At 65.0% G+C, this 16,484-nt stretch carries 14 protein-coding genes; 10 read left to right on the top strand and 4 right to left on the bottom strand.

The genetic code is table 11. The annotated features are described in order from the left end of the window. Positions 1-108: 108 nt before the first annotated feature. The 6 genes from BACI349Y_RS15020 (at position 109) to BACI349Y_RS14995 (ending at position 8,196) form a co-directional block, all read left to right on the top strand. Complete coding sequence (locus tag BACI349Y_RS15020; RefSeq protein WP_159632801.1) at positions 109-1,842, top strand: ABC transporter ATP-binding protein; 1,734 nt, start codon at positions 109-111, stop codon at positions 1,840-1,842. Continuing rightward, positions 1,839-3,884, top strand: a complete 2,046-nt coding sequence (locus tag BACI349Y_RS15015) for an ABC transporter ATP-binding protein (protein ID WP_159632800.1) — start codon at positions 1,839-1,841, stop codon at positions 3,882-3,884. Before BACI349Y_RS15020 ends, BACI349Y_RS15015 begins: the two co-directional genes overlap by 4 nt. A 38-nt stretch (positions 3,885-3,922) precedes the next feature. After that, on the top strand, positions 3,923-4,339 hold the full coding sequence (locus BACI349Y_RS15010; RefSeq protein WP_159632799.1) for an acyl-CoA thioesterase: 417 nt from the start codon (positions 3,923-3,925) through the stop codon (positions 4,337-4,339). Positions 4,340-4,405: 66 nt separating this feature from the next. Continuing rightward, positions 4,406-4,663 carry a PLD nuclease N-terminal domain-containing protein gene (locus BACI349Y_RS15005; protein ID WP_159632798.1) on the top strand — a complete coding sequence of 86 codons (258 nt, stop codon included), beginning with the start codon at positions 4,406-4,408 and terminating at the stop codon, positions 4,661-4,663. A gap of 70 nt (positions 4,664-4,733) precedes the next feature. Then, positions 4,734-6,965 carry an McrB family protein gene (locus tag BACI349Y_RS15000; RefSeq protein WP_159632797.1) on the top strand — a complete coding sequence of 744 codons (2,232 nt, stop codon included), beginning with the start codon at positions 4,734-4,736 and terminating at the stop codon, positions 6,963-6,965. Continuing rightward, complete coding sequence (locus BACI349Y_RS14995) at positions 6,952-8,196, top strand: 5-methylcytosine restriction system specificity protein McrC (protein ID WP_201302456.1); 1,245 nt, start codon at positions 6,952-6,954, stop codon at positions 8,194-8,196. Before BACI349Y_RS15000 ends, BACI349Y_RS14995 begins: the two co-directional genes overlap by 14 nt. On the opposite strand, the gene BACI349Y_RS14990 is transcribed toward BACI349Y_RS14995, so the two are convergent. Continuing rightward, positions 8,165-9,829, bottom strand: a complete 1,665-nt coding sequence (locus BACI349Y_RS14990; protein WP_159632796.1) for a sensor histidine kinase — start codon at positions 9,827-9,829, stop codon at positions 8,165-8,167. The genes BACI349Y_RS14995 and BACI349Y_RS14990 overlap by 32 nt on opposite strands. A 94-nt stretch (positions 9,830-9,923) precedes the next feature. Here BACI349Y_RS14990 and BACI349Y_RS14985 point away from each other — a divergent pair, with 94 nt between their 5' ends. Continuing rightward, a complete protein-coding gene (locus BACI349Y_RS14985; RefSeq protein WP_201302455.1) occupies positions 9,924-10,688 on the top strand; it encodes a response regulator transcription factor in 765 nt (254 codons plus the stop codon). Here BACI349Y_RS14985 and BACI349Y_RS14980 read toward each other — a convergent pair. Then, positions 10,661-11,071: an Hpt domain-containing protein gene (locus BACI349Y_RS14980; protein ID WP_159632795.1), complete on the bottom strand. Its 411-nt coding sequence runs from the start codon at positions 11,069-11,071 to the stop codon at positions 10,661-10,663. The genes BACI349Y_RS14985 and BACI349Y_RS14980 overlap by 28 nt on opposite strands. 236 nt (positions 11,072-11,307) lie before the next feature. On the opposite strand from BACI349Y_RS14980, the gene BACI349Y_RS14975 reads away from it, so the two are divergent. After that, positions 11,308-12,540, top strand: a complete 1,233-nt coding sequence (locus tag BACI349Y_RS14975; protein ID WP_159632794.1) for a glycosyl hydrolase — start codon at positions 11,308-11,310, stop codon at positions 12,538-12,540. A 138-nt stretch (positions 12,541-12,678) separates the two neighbouring features. On the opposite strand, the gene BACI349Y_RS14970 is transcribed toward BACI349Y_RS14975, so the two are convergent. Both BACI349Y_RS14970 and BACI349Y_RS14965 read right to left on the bottom strand, forming a co-directional pair. Further along, positions 12,679-13,137, bottom strand: a complete 459-nt coding sequence (locus BACI349Y_RS14970; protein ID WP_159632793.1) for a very short patch repair endonuclease — start codon at positions 13,135-13,137, stop codon at positions 12,679-12,681. Positions 13,138-13,156: 19 nt separating this feature from the next. Further along, positions 13,157-13,591 carry a pyridoxamine 5'-phosphate oxidase family protein gene (locus BACI349Y_RS14965; protein WP_159632792.1) on the bottom strand — a complete coding sequence of 145 codons (435 nt, stop codon included), beginning with the start codon at positions 13,589-13,591 and terminating at the stop codon, positions 13,157-13,159. Between the two features lie 185 nt (positions 13,592-13,776). On the opposite strand from BACI349Y_RS14965, the gene BACI349Y_RS14960 reads away from it, so the two are divergent. Beyond that, positions 13,777-15,504: a purine-cytosine permease family protein gene (locus BACI349Y_RS14960; RefSeq protein ID WP_159632791.1), complete on the top strand. Its 1,728-nt coding sequence runs from the start codon at positions 13,777-13,779 to the stop codon at positions 15,502-15,504. Positions 15,505-15,708: 204 nt separating this feature from the next. Continuing rightward, the gene (locus BACI349Y_RS14955; protein ID WP_159632790.1) at positions 15,709-16,374 is read left to right on the top strand and encodes a DUF6318 family protein; all 666 of its coding nucleotides are present in this window, start codon (positions 15,709-15,711) and stop codon (positions 16,372-16,374) included. Positions 16,375-16,484: the final 110 nt, after the last annotated feature.

Genomic DNA, 16,484 nt, shown 5'->3' with positions numbered 1-16,484 from the left:
GCCGGCCCGGGGCGGTGTGCCGGGCCCCCGCCGTCACCAGCGGGTGGGCGCGGGAAAAGATGCTCCGCCGGAGCCCAAATGTCGGTGGGCGTTATTAGAGTTGAGTCCATGCTCCTCACCCTCATACGGCGCTACTCCAAACCGTATTTGCCGTATATCGCCGCCGTGGTCATTTTCCAGCTTGCCGCCACCATCGCCGCGCTCTACCTGCCCAGCCTGAACGCCCAGATCATCGACCAGGGCGTGGCGCGCGGAGACACCGATTTCATCTGGCGAACCGGTGCGCTGATGCTCCTGGTGGCTTTCGCCCAGGTGGCTGCGGCCATCGCCGGCGTCTATTTCGGCTCCAGGACGGCCATGGCCGTTGGCCGGGACCTGCGCCGCGCCGTGTTCGGCAAGGTCACCAGCTTCTCCGCCAAGGACGTCAATGCGTTCGGCGCGCCCACGCTGATCACCCGGGGCACCAATGATGTCCAGCAGGTGCAGATGCTCCTCCTGATGGGGCTGAACTTCATGGTGGCCACGCCCATCATGTGCATCGGGGGCATCATCATGGCGCTGCGCGAGGACCTGAACCTGTCCTGGCTGGTCTGGGTGTCCGTCCCGCTGCTGGCCGTGGTGGTGGGATACCTGGTGGTCCGGCTCATGCCGCTGTTCCGCTCCATGCAACGGAAGATCGACCGGATCAACGCCGTGCTGCGCGAACAGATCATCGGCATCCGGGTGGTCCGGGCCTTCGTGCGGGAACCTTATGAGACGGACCGCTTTGGGGGCGCCAACAAGGAACTCACGGACGTCTCGCTCCGCATCGGTGCCCTGTTCGTCCTCATGTTCCCGGCCATCAGCATGATCCTGCACCTGTCCACCGCCGCCGTGCTCTGGTTTGGCGGCCAGCGCGTGGACGCCGGTGCCATGCAGGTGGGGTCCCTGACCGCGTTCCTGCAGTACCTGCTGCAGATCCTGATGGCCGTCATGATGGGAACCTTCATGGCCATGATGATCCCGCGCGCCTCCGTCTGCGCCGACCGCATCGGCGAGGTGCTCGACGTCGAGCCCTCCATCCATGACCCCCTAAACCCCGAGGCCCCGGCCGCCCTTGCCGGGGTGGTGGAGTACCGCAACGTGACCTTCGCCTACCCCGGAGCCGAGTCGCCCGTACTGAGCAACATCAGCTTCACCGCCCGGCCCGGCCAGACCATCGCCATCATCGGCTCCACAGGCGCCGGCAAGACCTCCCTCCTGTCCCTCCTGCCGCGGCTGTATGACCCCGCGGAAGGCCAGGTGCTGCTGGACGGGGTCCCCGTGGACAGGCTGGACCGTGCAGAGATCACTCGGCGCGTGGCCCTGGTACCGCAGCGCCCCTACCTGTTCTCCGGCACCATCGGGCACAATCTCCGGTTCGGCAAGACCGAGGCCACAGACCAGGAACTGTGGGACGCCCTCCTGGTCGCACAGGGCGAGTCGTTCGTCCGCGAGAAGAAGCACGGCCTGGACTCCCGGATCTCCCAGGGCGGCACCAACGTCTCCGGCGGACAGCGCCAGCGCCTCTGCATCGCACGCGCCCTGGTGACCAAGCCGCGGGTCTACCTGTTCGACGACTCCTTCTCCGCCCTTGACGTCGCCACTGACGCCCGGCTCCGCGCAGCCCTCAAGCGCACCACGTCGGACGCCACCGTGATCATCGTGGCCCAACGGATCTCCACCATCACCGAGGCCGACCAGATCCTGGTGCTGGACAACGGGCGGATCGTGGACCGCGGCACGCACGAGGAACTCCTGGAAACCTCGCCCACCTACCAGGAAATTGTTGAATCCCAGCTGAGCGTGGAGGAAGTGGCATGAGTCCCCGCAGGAAGGATGCCGATTCCGTGGAACAGGCCACACAGCCCGCCCCGCCGCAGGACGACGACTACTTCGAGGAGGAATTCACGCCCTCCGAGGCGGACGGGGACATGTTCGGTGGCATGCCCGCCAAGAAGGCCCAGCACTTCTGGCCTTCCGCGAAACGCCTCATGGGCCTCCTGAAGCCCGAGGCCATGGGCATCTACGCGGTGGTGGGCCTGGTGGTCATCTCCGTGGTCCTGAACGTCATAGCTCCCAAGATCCTGGGCCAGGCCATGGACGTCATCTTCGCCGGGGTAGTCGGCAGGCAGCTGCCGGCCGGCGCCAGCAAGGAGCAGTTTGTGGCAGGCCTGCGCCAGCAGGGCCAGGACAACTTCGCGGACATGGTTTCCAGGATGGAACTGGTACCGGGCACCGGCATCAACTTCAGCAGGCTCAGCATGCTCATCGCCATCGTCCTGCTCATGTACTTCGTGGCCAACATCTTCATGTGGCTGCAGGGGTACGTGCTGAACCGCATCGTCATGAAAGTGATCCGGCGGCTCCGCGACGATACCGAAAGCAAGCTGAACCGCCTGCCGCTGAACTACTTCGACACCCGGCAGCGCGGCGACGTGCTGTCCCGCGTGACCAATGACGTCGACAACATCCAACAGGCCCTCCAGCAGGCGTTCGCGCAGCTGGTGAACTCCGTGCTGACCGTGGTGGGCATTGTGATCATGATGTTCATCGTCTCCTGGCAACTGGCGCTGATCGCCCTGGTGGCGCTCCCGCTGTCCGGGGTGGCGGCCGGGTTGATCGGGGCCCGGAGCCAGAAGCTGTTCGCAGCCCAGTGGAAAAACACCGGGTCGCTGAATGGCCAGATCGAGGAATCCTTTTCCGGCCACGACCTGGTCCGCGTTTTCGGCCGGGACGCTGACATGCTGGCCCGGTTCGAGGAACGCAACGAGGCCCTGTACAAGGCAAGCTTCGGGGCGCAGTTCGTCTCCGGGATCATCTTCCCCGTCATGCAGTTCGTGTCCTACCTGAGCTACGTGGGCATCGCCGTGGTGGGCGGACTCCGGGTGGCCTCCGGCGCCATGTCCCTGGGCGATGCCACCGCGTTTATCCAGTACTCCCGCGAGTTCACCCAGCCGTTGGGCCAGATGGCCGGAATGGCCAACATGCTCCAGTCCGGCGTAGCGTCCTCGGAACGCGTTTTCGAATTCCTGGACGCCGACGAACAGGATGCCGAAACCGCCACCGAACACCTGCCGGCCAAAACCGACGGGCACGTGGACTTCAGGGGCGTCACCTTCAGCTACACCCCGGACAAGCCGCTCATCGAGAACCTGTCCTTCACGGCGGAGCCTGGCAACACCGTGGCCATCGTCGGGCCCACGGGAGCCGGCAAGACCACCCTGGTGAACCTGGTGATGCGCTTTTACGAGCTCAACTCGGGCTCCATCATGCTGGATGGTGTGGACGTCACCCACCTCAGCCGCTCCGAACTGCGCTCCAAGGTGGGCATGGTGCTGCAGGACGCCTGGCTGTTCGGCGGATCCATCTACGACAACATCCGCTACGGCAACCTCGACGCCACAGAGGAGCAGGTCATGGCGGCCGCCAAGGCCACCTTTGTGGACCGGTTCGTCCGGGCGCTCCCCGAGGGCTACAACACCGTGATCGACGAAGAGGGCAACAACGTCAGTGCCGGCGAGAAACAGCTGATCACCATTGCCCGCGCATTTGTGGCCAACCCGTCGCTGCTGATCCTGGACGAAGCCACCAGTTCCGTGGACACCCGCACCGAGCTCCTGGTGCAGAAGGCCATGGCGGCGCTGCGCTCAGACCGGACCAGCTTCGTCATCGCGCACCGTCTCTCCACCATCCGTGATGCGGATACGATCCTGGTTATGGAGAACGGACGAATCGTGGAACAGGGCAACCATCAGGTGCTGCTCGCTGCCGGCGGGGCCTACCACCGCCTCTACATGTCGCAGTTTGCCGGTGCGGACGCCGGGGACTTCCCGGTTGACGATTCGACGGCGGTGCGCAGCTGAGCGCGCACGGCGGCCAGCGGATCGAGGTGCTGGTGCCGATGCGCTGGGGCGACATGGACGCCTATGGCCACATCAACAACGTCCAGATCGTGCGGATGCTGGAGGAGGCCCGCATCGCAGCCTTCGGACCGCCCCGGGGTGCGGGCCTCCCGGGGATGGAGCCCCCCGTGTCGCTGTTCAACGACGTCCCGGCCGGGACTCTTGCCCTGGTGGTGGACCACAAGATCCGTTACGTCCGGACACTGGAGTACCGCAACGTTCCTGCAGTGGTCCAGGTATGGATCGGTGCCGTCAAGGGCGCCAGCTTCGACATCCACTACCTGCTCCAGGACCCCGTTACCCGGGAGGACTGCGTGAAGGCGAGCAGCCATCTGGCGTTCGTGGATGAAGCCACGGGCCGGGTACAAAGGCTCAGCCAGGAACAAAAAGACCGGATGGCCCCCTACAGGCACTAAGACTCTGGACAGCCTGCACCGGACCTACTGGACTGGAACCACGTTGTACACCGAAAGGAAGCGCTCATGGCCGGCAACAAGAACCGCACCGCCCGGAAAAAGAAGACCTGGAAGGAAATGTCACCGGGTGCCAAGATGGGCACCATTGTGACGGGCCTGGTTCAGGTGTCCCTGCTGGTTGCCGCCCAGCGCGACATCTCCCGGCGGCCGGCAGAACTCATCAACGGGCCCAAGGCTGCGTGGCGGGCGGCGTCCTTCGTCAATTTCATCGGCCCCATGGGTTACTTCATCTTCGGCCGGAAGCACTCCGCAACCGGCAAGTAGTCCCCGCTGGCAGGAGGGCGGCCGGCACCCGTGGAGCGGCCGCCCAGCTTGACCCTGTAAATTTGAGGGCATGACCCCCACTGCCACTGTTGCCATGACCCGCGCCCTCGGCATCTCCAGGGAGATCGAGGACGCGGCATGGTTCGTGTTGGGTCCCGGCCTCCAAGGCAAGGCCTCGCCCCTGGACGGCCGCACCAGGACATGGTCCGTTCCGGCAGCCGCGGAGCTGCTCGACCGGCTGGACCGCGGCATCGCCGACCCCAAAGCCCCGATGATGACGAACCTCCGCGAAAACCTGGAGGGTGCCACGCGCGGAGCAAAACAGCTGGCCGTGGAGCTGCTCTTCCTCCAGTCCCTTCCGCTGGCCCACGAAGTGAAGTCCCTCAAGGTCAAGCGCGCCCGCGTGGCCGAAGCCGCCGGCTGGCTGGAACCGCCGCTGGAACTGCCAGAGGAGCTGTACGCCGGGATGACCGACCACGGCGTAATCCGGGACCGGACCGCCGAATTCAACTGGACCATCTGGGACCACCTGAAGTGGCTGTGCCGGTTCGTGCGGAACGTTGCCCAGCGGCCGGCGGCCGTGGTGCAGGCGGCCATCAAGGACCCCCTCCAGTTCCACCGCCTCGCCGCATCCACCCCCGACGACCAGCCCGCCATCCGCCGAAGCATCGAATTCCTGGCGTGGCCCAGCTACTTCGAGCCCGTCGTGGCGGACGTGGAGCGGCAGGAGATCCGCGACGCCTTCGCCTCCCTGGTGGGCGGCGCGAAGGGCGACGGGGAAGAGGACATCACCGCGGACATCCACCGCATCCGGCTGCACCTGGACGAGCAGGCCGGCCAGCGGATCGACTGGTACTCCCGTCAGCTGGTCAGCCAGTGGCGCAAGGTGGGTGACCCCGGCCGGCGCGCCTGGCTGCTCCGGACCCACAGCGACCATGCCGAGCTGCTCACCGCCTGGCACGGCGAGGAGAAGGTGACGCTCGACGTCGAGCATCTCCGCACGCTGGACCCCGGTGTCACCGCCGGCCTGGTGCAGCACGCCGTGGACGAGGACTACAAGCACCTCGGCTACGTGGAACGCGAGGACACCAAAACCGCGGTCTTTGCCTTCCTGACCGTCATGAAGCCCGGGGACCTGGTGCTGTACCAGCACGCCGGAACCGTACGGCTGGGCGGCGTGCTGGGGGAGCCCGAATACAACGACGACAACCGGCGCCTGCGCCGCAAGGTGCGCTGGTTCGACGACGGCCACACCGCCACCAGCCTTCCCCGGCACGTCCAGCGCCAGCTCGCCACCCCCGGCATCGTGGTGGACGTGACCCGCGTGGTCCAGGCGCTGCAGGCACTCCTGCCGGCGGAGGCGGAAACCGAGCCCGACGGCGATACTGACGGCGCCGCCGTCGTCCCCTCTGTCCAGGAGGGCTTCCGCCCTCTGACGCAGGAATTCGCAGCCTCGCTGCACATGGAACTGGAGCCCCTCCAGGAGATCGCCGACCTGCTGGAGGAAAACCGCCAGCTGGTCCTTTACGGCCCTCCCGGCACGGGCAAGACCTACCTGGCCAAGCACCTCGCCGCGGAACTGGCGGACAACACCACGGACGAACGCGTCAAGCTGGTCCAGTTCCACCCGTCCTACGCCTACGAGGACTTCTTCGAGGGCTACCGGCCGGACAAGACGGATGAAGGCCAGGTGTCCTTCAAGCTGGTGGCCGGTCCGCTGCGCCGCCTCGCCGAGGAAGCCGCCAAGCCCGGCAACGAGAAAAAGCCGTACTTCCTGATCATCGATGAGATGAACCGCGCCAACCTGGCCAAGGTGTTCGGCGAGCTGTACTTCCTGCTGGAGTACCGCGATGACCGGATCTACCTGCAGTACAGCCCCAACGAGCCGTTCACGCTGCCGGACAACCTCTACATCATCGGCACCATGAACACCGCCGACCGGTCGATCGCCATGATGGACGCGGCCATCCGCCGGCGCTTCTCCTTCATCGAGCTGCACCCGCAGACGGAGCCGGTCAAGGGTTCCCTGCTCCGGTTCCTGGAGGCCCGCCAACTGGACACCACCCCGGCGCTCCTGCTGGACGCGCTCAACGGGGCCATTGACGAGTGGGACCGGGACCTGATGATCGGCCCGTCCTATTTCATGAAGCCGGCAGCCCAAACCCCTGCAGGTCTGCGCCGGATCTGGAAGTACGAGCTCATGCCGCTACTGGAGGAGCATTACCACGGCCAGCTGACGCGGGCGCAGCTGGAGGAGCGGTTCGGGCTGGACCAGCTGCTGGGACGCGTTGCAGCGCGCTGACCCCGGCGCGTCCGTGCGGCACCTGGTCCTGGACGAGCTGTCCACCGGGCTGGTTGAGCGGCTGGATGCGCCAAGCGCTTCCTTCCTGAATTCCAGTGGCCTGGCCAAGGCCTCGCCCATGGGCATGGGGCTGTACCGGATCGAGCCGGTAGGCAAGGTGGGTTCGGTACGCACCTCCACGGTCCAGCTGGACGTCCGGCCCAAGGACCGCCTCGGGCTCAGCCGGCTCCTGTTCCTCCTCAGCTACGCGGGGGAGCAGGGGTTCCGCCCGGAGCTGGTGGCGGCGGACGAGGACCGGGAGCTGTGGAGTGCGCTGGCGGAGTCCCTGGCGCAGCTGGCCGAGCGTGCCCTGGGCCGCGGGGTCCTGCAGGGCTACCTCACCGTGGATGAATCCCTGCGCACGGTCAAGGGCCGGATCCGGATCTCGGACCAGATCTCCCGCCGCCCCGGCATGCTGGTCCCGCTGGAGGTCTCCTACGACGAGTTCACCGAGGACATCGCCGAGAACCGGATCCTGCGCGCCGCCCTGGAAAGGATGGGGCAGGTGCCCGGCGTCCGGCCCGAGGTGCTGGGGCGGCTGCGCCAGCTGAAGGGAAAGCTCGACGCCGTCACCCGCCTTCCAGCAGGCGCCCCGGTGCCGTCGTGGACGCCCACCAGGATGAACCTGCGCTACCACGCAGTGCTGCGCCTCGCGGAGCTGGTCCTGCGCAACGCGTCCGCCGAGGCGGGGGAGGGCAGGCAACAGACAGCGTCGTTCGTGGTGGACATGGCCCAGGTTTTCGAAGACTTCGTGGGAACGGCACTGCGCAGTGCGATGGCGTCATATCCGGGGGAGCTGCGGCTGCGGTACAACGCCCTCCTCAGCGAGGCGGTGCGCGATTCCGACCGGCTGTCCGTGCGCCCGGATGCCGTCCACATGCTCGGCGGACGCCCGGTGGTTGCCTACAACGCCAAGTACCGGGCGGCCTCGGATGCCGGCGCGTCGCTGACTGCCGACCACTACCAAATGCTGGCCCACTGCACCGCGCTCGCCGTGCCCACCGCCTGGCTGGTCTATGCGGGCAAAGGCGAGATGAAGCTCCGCCGCATCCTGAACACCGACATCGACATCGTGGAGTTCCCGCTGGATCTCAGCCAGCCGCCGTCGGCCATCCTGGAATCCTTACGGGACCTTGCCTCCCAATCCTGGGGCGAGGTGCTCAGGACCGCTGCACCGGAACCCGGAACGTAAACGTCGTTCCCTCGCCCAGCGTGCTCTCGACGTCGATGGTCCCGCCGTGGGCTTCCACGATCGCCTTGCTGATGGGCAGGCCCAGGCCGACGCCCGGGATGGCGGTGCGCCGGACGTTGCTGGTCCGGAAGAACTTGGCGAACACCTCGGAGGTGTCCTCCGGGCTCATGCCCATCCCCGTGTCCTTGACCCGGCAGGCCAAATGGCCGTTTTCCCGCGCCAGCGACACCACCACCTCGCCGCCGTCAGGGGAGTATTTGATGGCGTTGGACACCAGGTTGTCCAGTACCTGGGAGATCCTGGCGCTGTCCACGCGGGCCTCCAGCCGTTCCGGGGTTTCCGCCCGCAGTTCCACGCCGGCTGCGGCTGCGCGGGGCAACGCCGAGGACACGCTGCTGCGCACCAGTTCGGCAACATCCACGGCGTCGGGCGAGACGATCAGCTGGCCGTTCCGGCTGGCCAGCAGGTCCGACACCAGGGTCAGGAGGCGCTCGGAATTCCGGCGGATGATCTCCAGCATCTCCCGTTCAGGCTCGTCCGGATCATCGGCCAGCAGGATCTCAACGTAGCCCAGGATGGACGTCAGCGGGGTCCGGAATTCGTGGGAGACGCTGGAGACGAAGTCGTCCTTGGCGGTGAGTGCATTCACCAGGTCCGTGACGTCGCTGAAGACAATCACCGAGCCGGTGAAGTTGCCGTCGGAGTCCTTCATGGCCCGGGCCGTGGTCACGAGTGCCCGCTGGTCCTTCCCGTCACCCAGCCAGACCAGGTAATCGGTGAAGGTTTCGCCCAGGACGGCGCGGCGCACGGGACGCTCCTGGACGGGGATCAGGGTTTTCCGGTCCGGGCCGTAGACCAGCAGCTGCGATTCGTTGGGGTCCGCAATGTTCTTTGGCCGGGCCAGTTCATGGTTGGCCCGCTGCTTCCGGTTCATCAGGATGTCATGGCCGTCGGCATCAATAGCCAGCACGCCCAGATGCACGGTATCCAGCACAGTGTTCAGCAGCGATTCCTGGCGCTTGCTGGTCCGCAGGTTGGCCCGCAGCTGCTCGTCCTTTTCTTCCAGCTGCTTCTGCTGGCGCATCATGCTCAAGGTCAGGACGCTCACGGACACGCCGATGCCCAGCATCATGACGGGCAGCAGCAGTGAGCGCGCGAAGTCCTGCGGCGTGAAGTTGCCCTTCAGGAGCAGCGGCACCCAGATGATGGCCAGCGGTCCAAGGAAGGAGAACCACAACGCGGCTCTCGGATAGTAGCCGGACGCGCAAAGCCAAATGACGGGAAACACGGCCAGCAGGCTGATTCCCGTCAGGCTTTCCTGGCCACCTTCGCGGCCTGCGCCGATGGAGATGAAGTCCAGCAGCGGGATGGCGAGGAAGCTGGTGTAGGGCAGCCGGTCCCAGGGGATCACATAGCAGAGCGCCATGATGGCCAGCTGCGAAACAAGGAACGTAACAAAGAGGGGATTGCCCATGGTGTCCGGGAAGAACGCCCACACCAGGAAAGCCGTGAGGAGCGTGGTCACGAACAACGGCATCTGGCTCAGGGCCACCCGGTCCGTCAGCCGGTACTCATGGAAGGGCCGCTTGAAAAACCGCAGCCGGCCCGAGGACCAGGCAGTGGGGTCGCTCATGGCGCGGGGGACGCGGATGTGGGGGTGTGCGGGACCATACCAGCAGGATATCCGCAGCCAGCTATACTTCAGACGTTGGCACTGAGGGGGCTCTATGAGTGAGGCACGTGTGGGTCTGGTCATCGAAGATGACCACGACATTCGGGAACTGGTTCGCACTGTGCTGACCCAGGCTGGATTTGAGGTAACCGTCGCCAGCGGCGGCGCCGAGGGCGTCCTGATGGCCAAGAGCCTTAATCCCGATGTCATTACCCTGGACCTGGGGTTGCCCGACATCGACGGCTTTGAAGTCTCCCGGCAGATCCGCGAGTTCTCGGATGCGTACATCGTGATGCTGACGGCGCGCACCGAGGAACTGGACACCCTGATCGGGCTCGAATCGGGGGCCGATGACTACCTCACCAAGCCGTTCCGCCCGCGGGAACTCCGCGCGCGGGTTGCGGCCATGATGCGCCGGCCGCGGTCCGTTCCTGACCCGCACGAAGTTTCGGTGGATGCCTCCGCGGACAGCGCGGCCCATCCGGAGCGCGGAAACTTCACCCACAACGGCCTGGAGCTCAGCTACGCGTCCCGCACTGTCACCGTTGACGGCAAGGAGATGAACCTGACCCGTACGGAGTTCGAACTCCTCTACGCGCTCCTGGAAGCAGGACGGACGGTCAGGACCAAGTCCGACCTGGTGCGGCGGCTCCGCGACGAGGATTACGACGTCGGCAGCTACATCAGCGAAGCAGACGAACGTTCCGTGGAGGTCCACATGGGGAACCTGCGCAAAAAGCTGGGCGACTCACCGCAGCAGCCACGGTGGCTGCAAACCGTTCGCGGGGTGGGTTACCGTTTGGCCCCGGGGCAGCACTGAGCCTGCAGCCGGTGCATGGTCTGCCTGCTGCACTGGGTGATGGGCCGCAGGTAGGTGGCGGCCAGCCTGGGCAGCGCCACCGCCATGTCAGCGTGGCGAGCCTCGGCCCGGATCTCGTTCTCCAGCTCCAAAGCCAGTCCGGCCAGGCGCTCTGCTCCCACCATCTGGCTTGACGTCTTCAGGCTCAGGACCGCGTCCATGGAGCCCTCCAGGTCCCCCGTGGTCAGGGCCAGCCGCAACCGGCCCAGCCGCTGGGGCAGGTACTCGATGAAGTTCCCCACGAAGACGCGGCTGTAGCCTTCCTCCTCCTCGAGTTCATCCCGCAGCCGGTCCAGGACGGACTGGTCTACCAGCGGCCTGGGGGCATCATCTGATGTGCTCATGACACTCCTTTCTGCTGGTTTTGTAGACTCGGGAATCTGGGCGCTGAGCCCGGAACGCTTGCTCTTTTTCAGGTTAGGACTGTTCCCAGGACCTCGCAGAAGACTCGGCAAGAATTGTGGTTTTCTTGATCGGAGTGCGGATTTTTGCCCATAAAATCAAGGCCAGTGCTTTCTGCATTGACGCCACCGGCGGCCGCGGCCGCCTCTCAATCTGGGGATAGATTGCCGTGTTCCGAATGCTTAGGTCCTTATTTGTCGCGCTCATAATCGGGGTTGGATTGGCGGTTTCCGTCATCCAGCCGGCCAGCGCAGCAGCCACGTCACCGCAAGTTTCGCTCAATCCCACCTCCGGACCGGCCGGTTCCGCCGTGACGGTCGCCGGAACCGGGTTCAGGGCCTCCACCACAGGCACCGTGATCGTCGGGTCCACCACGTTCGCGTTCCAAACAACCTCGACGGGTGCGTTCAGCACAGGCATCACCATTCCGGCGGCGGCTACCGGGAACCTCACCATCACCGCCAAGACGTCGTCCATCAAGGCATCCGCCACATTCGTGGTCCAGGCGGCTCCGGCTCCGGCTCCGGCGCCCGCACCGGCGCCGGCCATCAGTTCCGCCGCCCTGCGTTTTGGAGCGGCAACGCCGGGGGGACCCCTGGCCAGTTCGGAACTGGACGAGGTTGCCACCGTGTCCGGGGAAATCCCTTCCATCGTGATGAGTTACAAGGATTTCCTGCAGCCCCCGCCCATCACTGAGCTGGACGCTGTCCGCTCCCGCGGAGCCACGCCCCTGGTTACCTGGGAGCCGTGGGCATGGGGAGGTGGCGTCAACCAGCCGGCGTATTCGCTGGCCCGGATTACTGCCGGGGACTTCGACGGGTACATCAGCCAGTGGGGCCAGTCCCTCGCGGCATGGGGCAAACCGGTCATGCTGCGCTTCGCCCACGAGATGAACGGCAACTGGTATCCCTGGGCCGAAGGCGTGAACGGTAACCAGGCCGGAGATTACGTAGCCGCCTGGCGGCACGTGCACGACGTCGTTGCCGGCACGGGCGCCGCGAACGTCCAGTGGGTCTGGTCGCCCAACGTGCCGTACTGGGGCTCCACTGACCTGGCAGGCCTGTACCCGGGCCCGGGCTACGCGGACATCGTGGCCCTGGACGGCTACAACTGGGGCACCTCGCAAACCTGGAGCAGCTGGGTTTCCCCCGTGGACCTCCTCGGCCCCGGCATCTCCCAGCTCCGCACCCTGGCCCCCGGGAAACCCGTGCTGGTCGCGGAAACGGCGTCCAGCGAACTGGGCGGTTCCAAAGCGACCTGGAATACGGACCTGGTGTCCTACCTTGCCGCCCAGCCGGACGTGATGGGCTTTGTCTGGTTCCATATGCAAAAGGAAACAGACTGGCGCATCAACAGCAGTGACTCGTCGGCGTCGGCGTTCAAGTCCGCCCTGTTGGCTCGAAGAAGCTAGGGGATAGGGGATAGCTGCTCCGAAACTGTCAATGGCGGCTGCCTGATCGCCGGCAACCCGTTTATCCTGCCGCGCCAGGATCAAGGACAGTGGCCGGAGCAGCGAAAGATTGCCTCAAGATTGGCTGTTTACAGGCCTTCAGGCGCCGGCTTCGAGGAAGTGCACCAACTGGGCTTCGAGTGCTGATCGATCCTTCAGTTCGCACTCCCAGACCGTCAGCACTTCCCAGCCGGCGTCTTCCAGCTTCCGGCGCTGGCCGGCGTCGCGTTCCCGGGTCCGGCTCCGTTTCGCTGCCCAGAACTCGGCGTTGGCCTTCGGGGCGTGCTTGCCAACCCTGCAGTCGTGGAAATGCCAGAAGCAGCCGTTGACGAAGATCACCTTGTGCCGGGCGGCGAAGACGAGGTCAGGATTGCCTGGCAGCCTGGTGCTGCCGGACCTGCCGTGCAGCCGGTACCGGTAGCCCCTGGCGTGCAGGAGCTGCCGCACCAGCAGCTCGGGTTTGGTGTTCTTCCCACGGATCCGGGACATGTTCCAGCTGCGCTGCGCAGGAGTGAGTTTGTCTGCAGTGGGCTTGGCAGCGCTGGAGTCGTCCGGCATCCTTCCAGTCTAGGAGGGCCTAGATCTCCCGTTCCGGCTGTTCGCCGAACACGAAGTGCCGGCCGCTGACGGAGGTTGGGTCGATCTCCACGTAGAAGTCCTTGAGCGTGGGGACCCAGGTCTTCAGGCCCAGTTCTTCGATGGCAGCGAGCTCGTCCGAGTTGCTGAGGACCCTTGCCGTCCCCCGGAGGACAACGGACCAGGCCTCCTGCGACAGGATGCCGTCGGTTTCGAACAGCACCTTGGCGTTGATTGTGAGTTGCGCCAGTTTGTTTCCAGGTGCCGTGCGCAGGTAGAGCTTCCGGTTGGAGGTCACGTAATTCACCGGGAAGATGTCCGGTTCCCCTGCGACGGAAACCACCAGCCGGCCATGCTGCGTTGCCGCCAGAAGCCGCCACGACTGCTCATCTTCGAGTTCCAGGACAGGATTGCCGTCCGCGTGTTCAAACATCATGCGGCCATTCTTCTACGTGGAGTAGAAAAGCGCCAGAGGCTTTGTGCCCCATTTCCTCCGCTTTATGACAGCACAGTCAAGGCTTAACAGTTCGGAAACAGGTCTGTGACCGGGCTGTATTTCCCGCTGGATAGCGTCGCACGCAAGGCCATGACGGCTGAAGGCAAACGAAAGCGACGCACCCAATGGGCAACGACACAGACACAACGCAACTGCTGGAACCGGCGGCACCCGCTGGTGCCGCCGTCGTCGGACGTTCTCCGGCAATCCCTACGGCCGGCAACACTGCCGCCCTCAACGCCACCAAGGAAAGCCTGGAGGACTACACGCTGCGGTTTGCGCCGCGGTCCTACCGCAAGTGGAGTGCGGGCGTGGTGGCCACGAGTGCGCTGGGCGGCATCGCCTACCTGGCGGACTTCTCGATAGGGGCGAACATCGGCATCTCCTACGGGACGGTCAACGCGATCCTGGGGATCCTGGTGGCGGCCGTGGTCATCTTCGCCACCGGCTTTCCTTTGGCGTACTACGCCGCGCGCTACAACATCGACCTGGACCTGATCACCCGGGGCTCCGGCTTTGGATACTACGGGTCGGTGGTCACCAACGTCATCTTTGCCACGTTCACTTTCATCTTTTTTGCGCTGGAGGGCTCCATCATGGCGCAGGGGCTGGAGCTGGGGCTCGGCATTCCGCAGTGGCTGGGATACGCCGCGTCCACGGTGATCATCATCCCGCTGGTCATTTACGGCATGAACACGCTGGCCAAGCTCCAGGTGTGGACCACCCCGCTCTGGCTGCTCCTCATGGTGGTACCTGTGGGATACCTGCTGGTCTCGCACCCGGAGAGCATCGACAGCTTCTTCGCCTACACCGGAGCAACGGGCGACGGCGGGCCCAACCTTGCGTCCGTGATGCTCGCCGCCGGGGTGTGCCTGTCCTTGATGGCGCAGATTGCCGAGCAGATCGACTACCTCCGGTTCATGCCGCCGCGCACCGAGGCCAACCGGAGCGCCTGGTGGCGCGCAGTGATCCTGGCCGGCCCGGGTTGGGTGATCTTCGGGGCCATCAAGCAGATCGTGGGCCTGTTCATCGCCATCTACCTGATCGCCACGCTGGATCCTGCCGCCTCCGCCACGGCCAATGAGCCCGTGCACCAGTTCCTGGGCGTGTACCAGGAGATGATGCCCGCGTGGCTGGCCATGACGCTGGCCGTGGTGCTGGTGGTCATCTCGCAGATCAAGATCAACGTCACCAACGCCTACTCCGGCTCGCTGGCCTGGACCAACTCCTTCACGCGCATCACCAAGACCTACCCGGGCCGGATGGTGTTCGTGGTGGTGAACCTGCTGATCGCACTGGTCCTGATGGAAGCGAATATGTTCGATTTCCTCAACACCATCCTCGGGTTCTACGCCAACTGCGCCATGGCGTGGGTTGTCACCGTGGCGTCCGACATTGCCATCAACAAGTACCTGCTCAAGATTTCACCCAAGGTGCCTGAGTTCCGCCGCGGCATGCTGTACGCCGTGAACCCTGTTGGCTTCGTGTCCATGCTGGTCTCCGCAGGGGTTTCGATTGCCGTGTTCTTCGGGGCATTTGGGACTGCGATCCAGCCGTACTCGCCCATCTTCGCGGTGGGGCTGGCGCTGGTCCTGCCACCGGCGCTCGCGGTCCTGACCCGCGGCCGCTACTACCTCCGCCGGACCGACGACGGGATCGACCTGCCCATGTTCGACGCCGACGGGAACCCCAGCGACGCCAAGCTCCTGTGCCACGTGACGGGGTTGGAGTTCGAACGGCCGGACATGGTGCGGTCCGCACAGGACGCGTCCGACGGCGGCCCGCAGTATGTTTCGTCGCTCGCCTTGTCCACGGACAAGACGGGGGAGTTGGTCCTGCCCGCACAGAAGTAGGGTTTTGTTTTCTTGATTCTTTATTGACAGGGAGCCGGTGCACTTTATGCACCGGCTCCCTTTACGACTTTTTGCCGGCCGGACCGGTGGTAGAACGGTGGGCGGTGCCTGTGGATAAGTTTGATCGCCACATTGTGACGTGGGCTACCCTTAAGGCACTGTTCGGAGCAAGCCGTCTTGAAACTACTGGGGGAATAGCGGCCCATGACATCACAGAACTCCTTTACGTCCCGCGCTGTGCCGTCGGGAGCAGCAGCCCTTGTTATTGGTTTGGCGCTCGCTTTGTCCGGCTGTAACTCCGGAGGGTCGCCGGGGCCGGGCGGCACTTCGTCCCAGGTAGCGGAGGAAAAACCTACTGCCAGCGCCACGGCCACTCCCACCCCAACGCCGAATGCCGTCTACAAGCCTGCCGACGCCTCCGGACCCGCCCAGAACGTTCCCGTGCCCGTGCTGCCCGAGGTAGCTAAGACGGAGACGAAGGAAGGGCTCGAGGCGTTCGCTAAGTACTGGTTCCAGCTCCTCAGCTATGGATACGAAACCGGGGATACAAAGCCCGTATCCGCGCTCACCAGTCCGGCGTGCACCATGTGCGAACGAGCAAAGCAGGTTCAACAAGGCTGGCATCAAGAGGGGCGGTGGTTGGTCGGTGGCAGGGTGACAACGCCATCCGTTAACACGACATTTGTCGTGGCGCCTGATGGTAACTACCAAGTCGCCGTGCAGGTGTCGCAGGAAGCGCTGAGCTACTACAACGCAGACAAGTCCCTCGATAGTACTGATCCCAAGCCTGCAGACTCGGGCAGCCTGATGTTGGTCGTGTTCCGCGAGGGGTCATGGTTCGTCCAAACTGTTGAGCCGATCGTCGGTTGACGATATGAAAGTCCTGTTCCAATTTTGCGTGCTGGGCTTTCTACTGGGGTCCTTCCTCGTACCGGCCGCAGCAAGTGCGGCTACAGAGCACGGCAACGCGCCCATAATCG

It is taken from the genome of Arthrobacter sp. 8AJ (assembly GCF_902506025.1).
Taxonomy (GTDB): Bacteria; Actinomycetota; Actinomycetes; order Actinomycetales; family Micrococcaceae; genus Arthrobacter.
The sequence above is the reverse complement of the archived record's forward strand: the minus strand, read 5'-3'. Positions and strand labels throughout refer to the sequence as shown.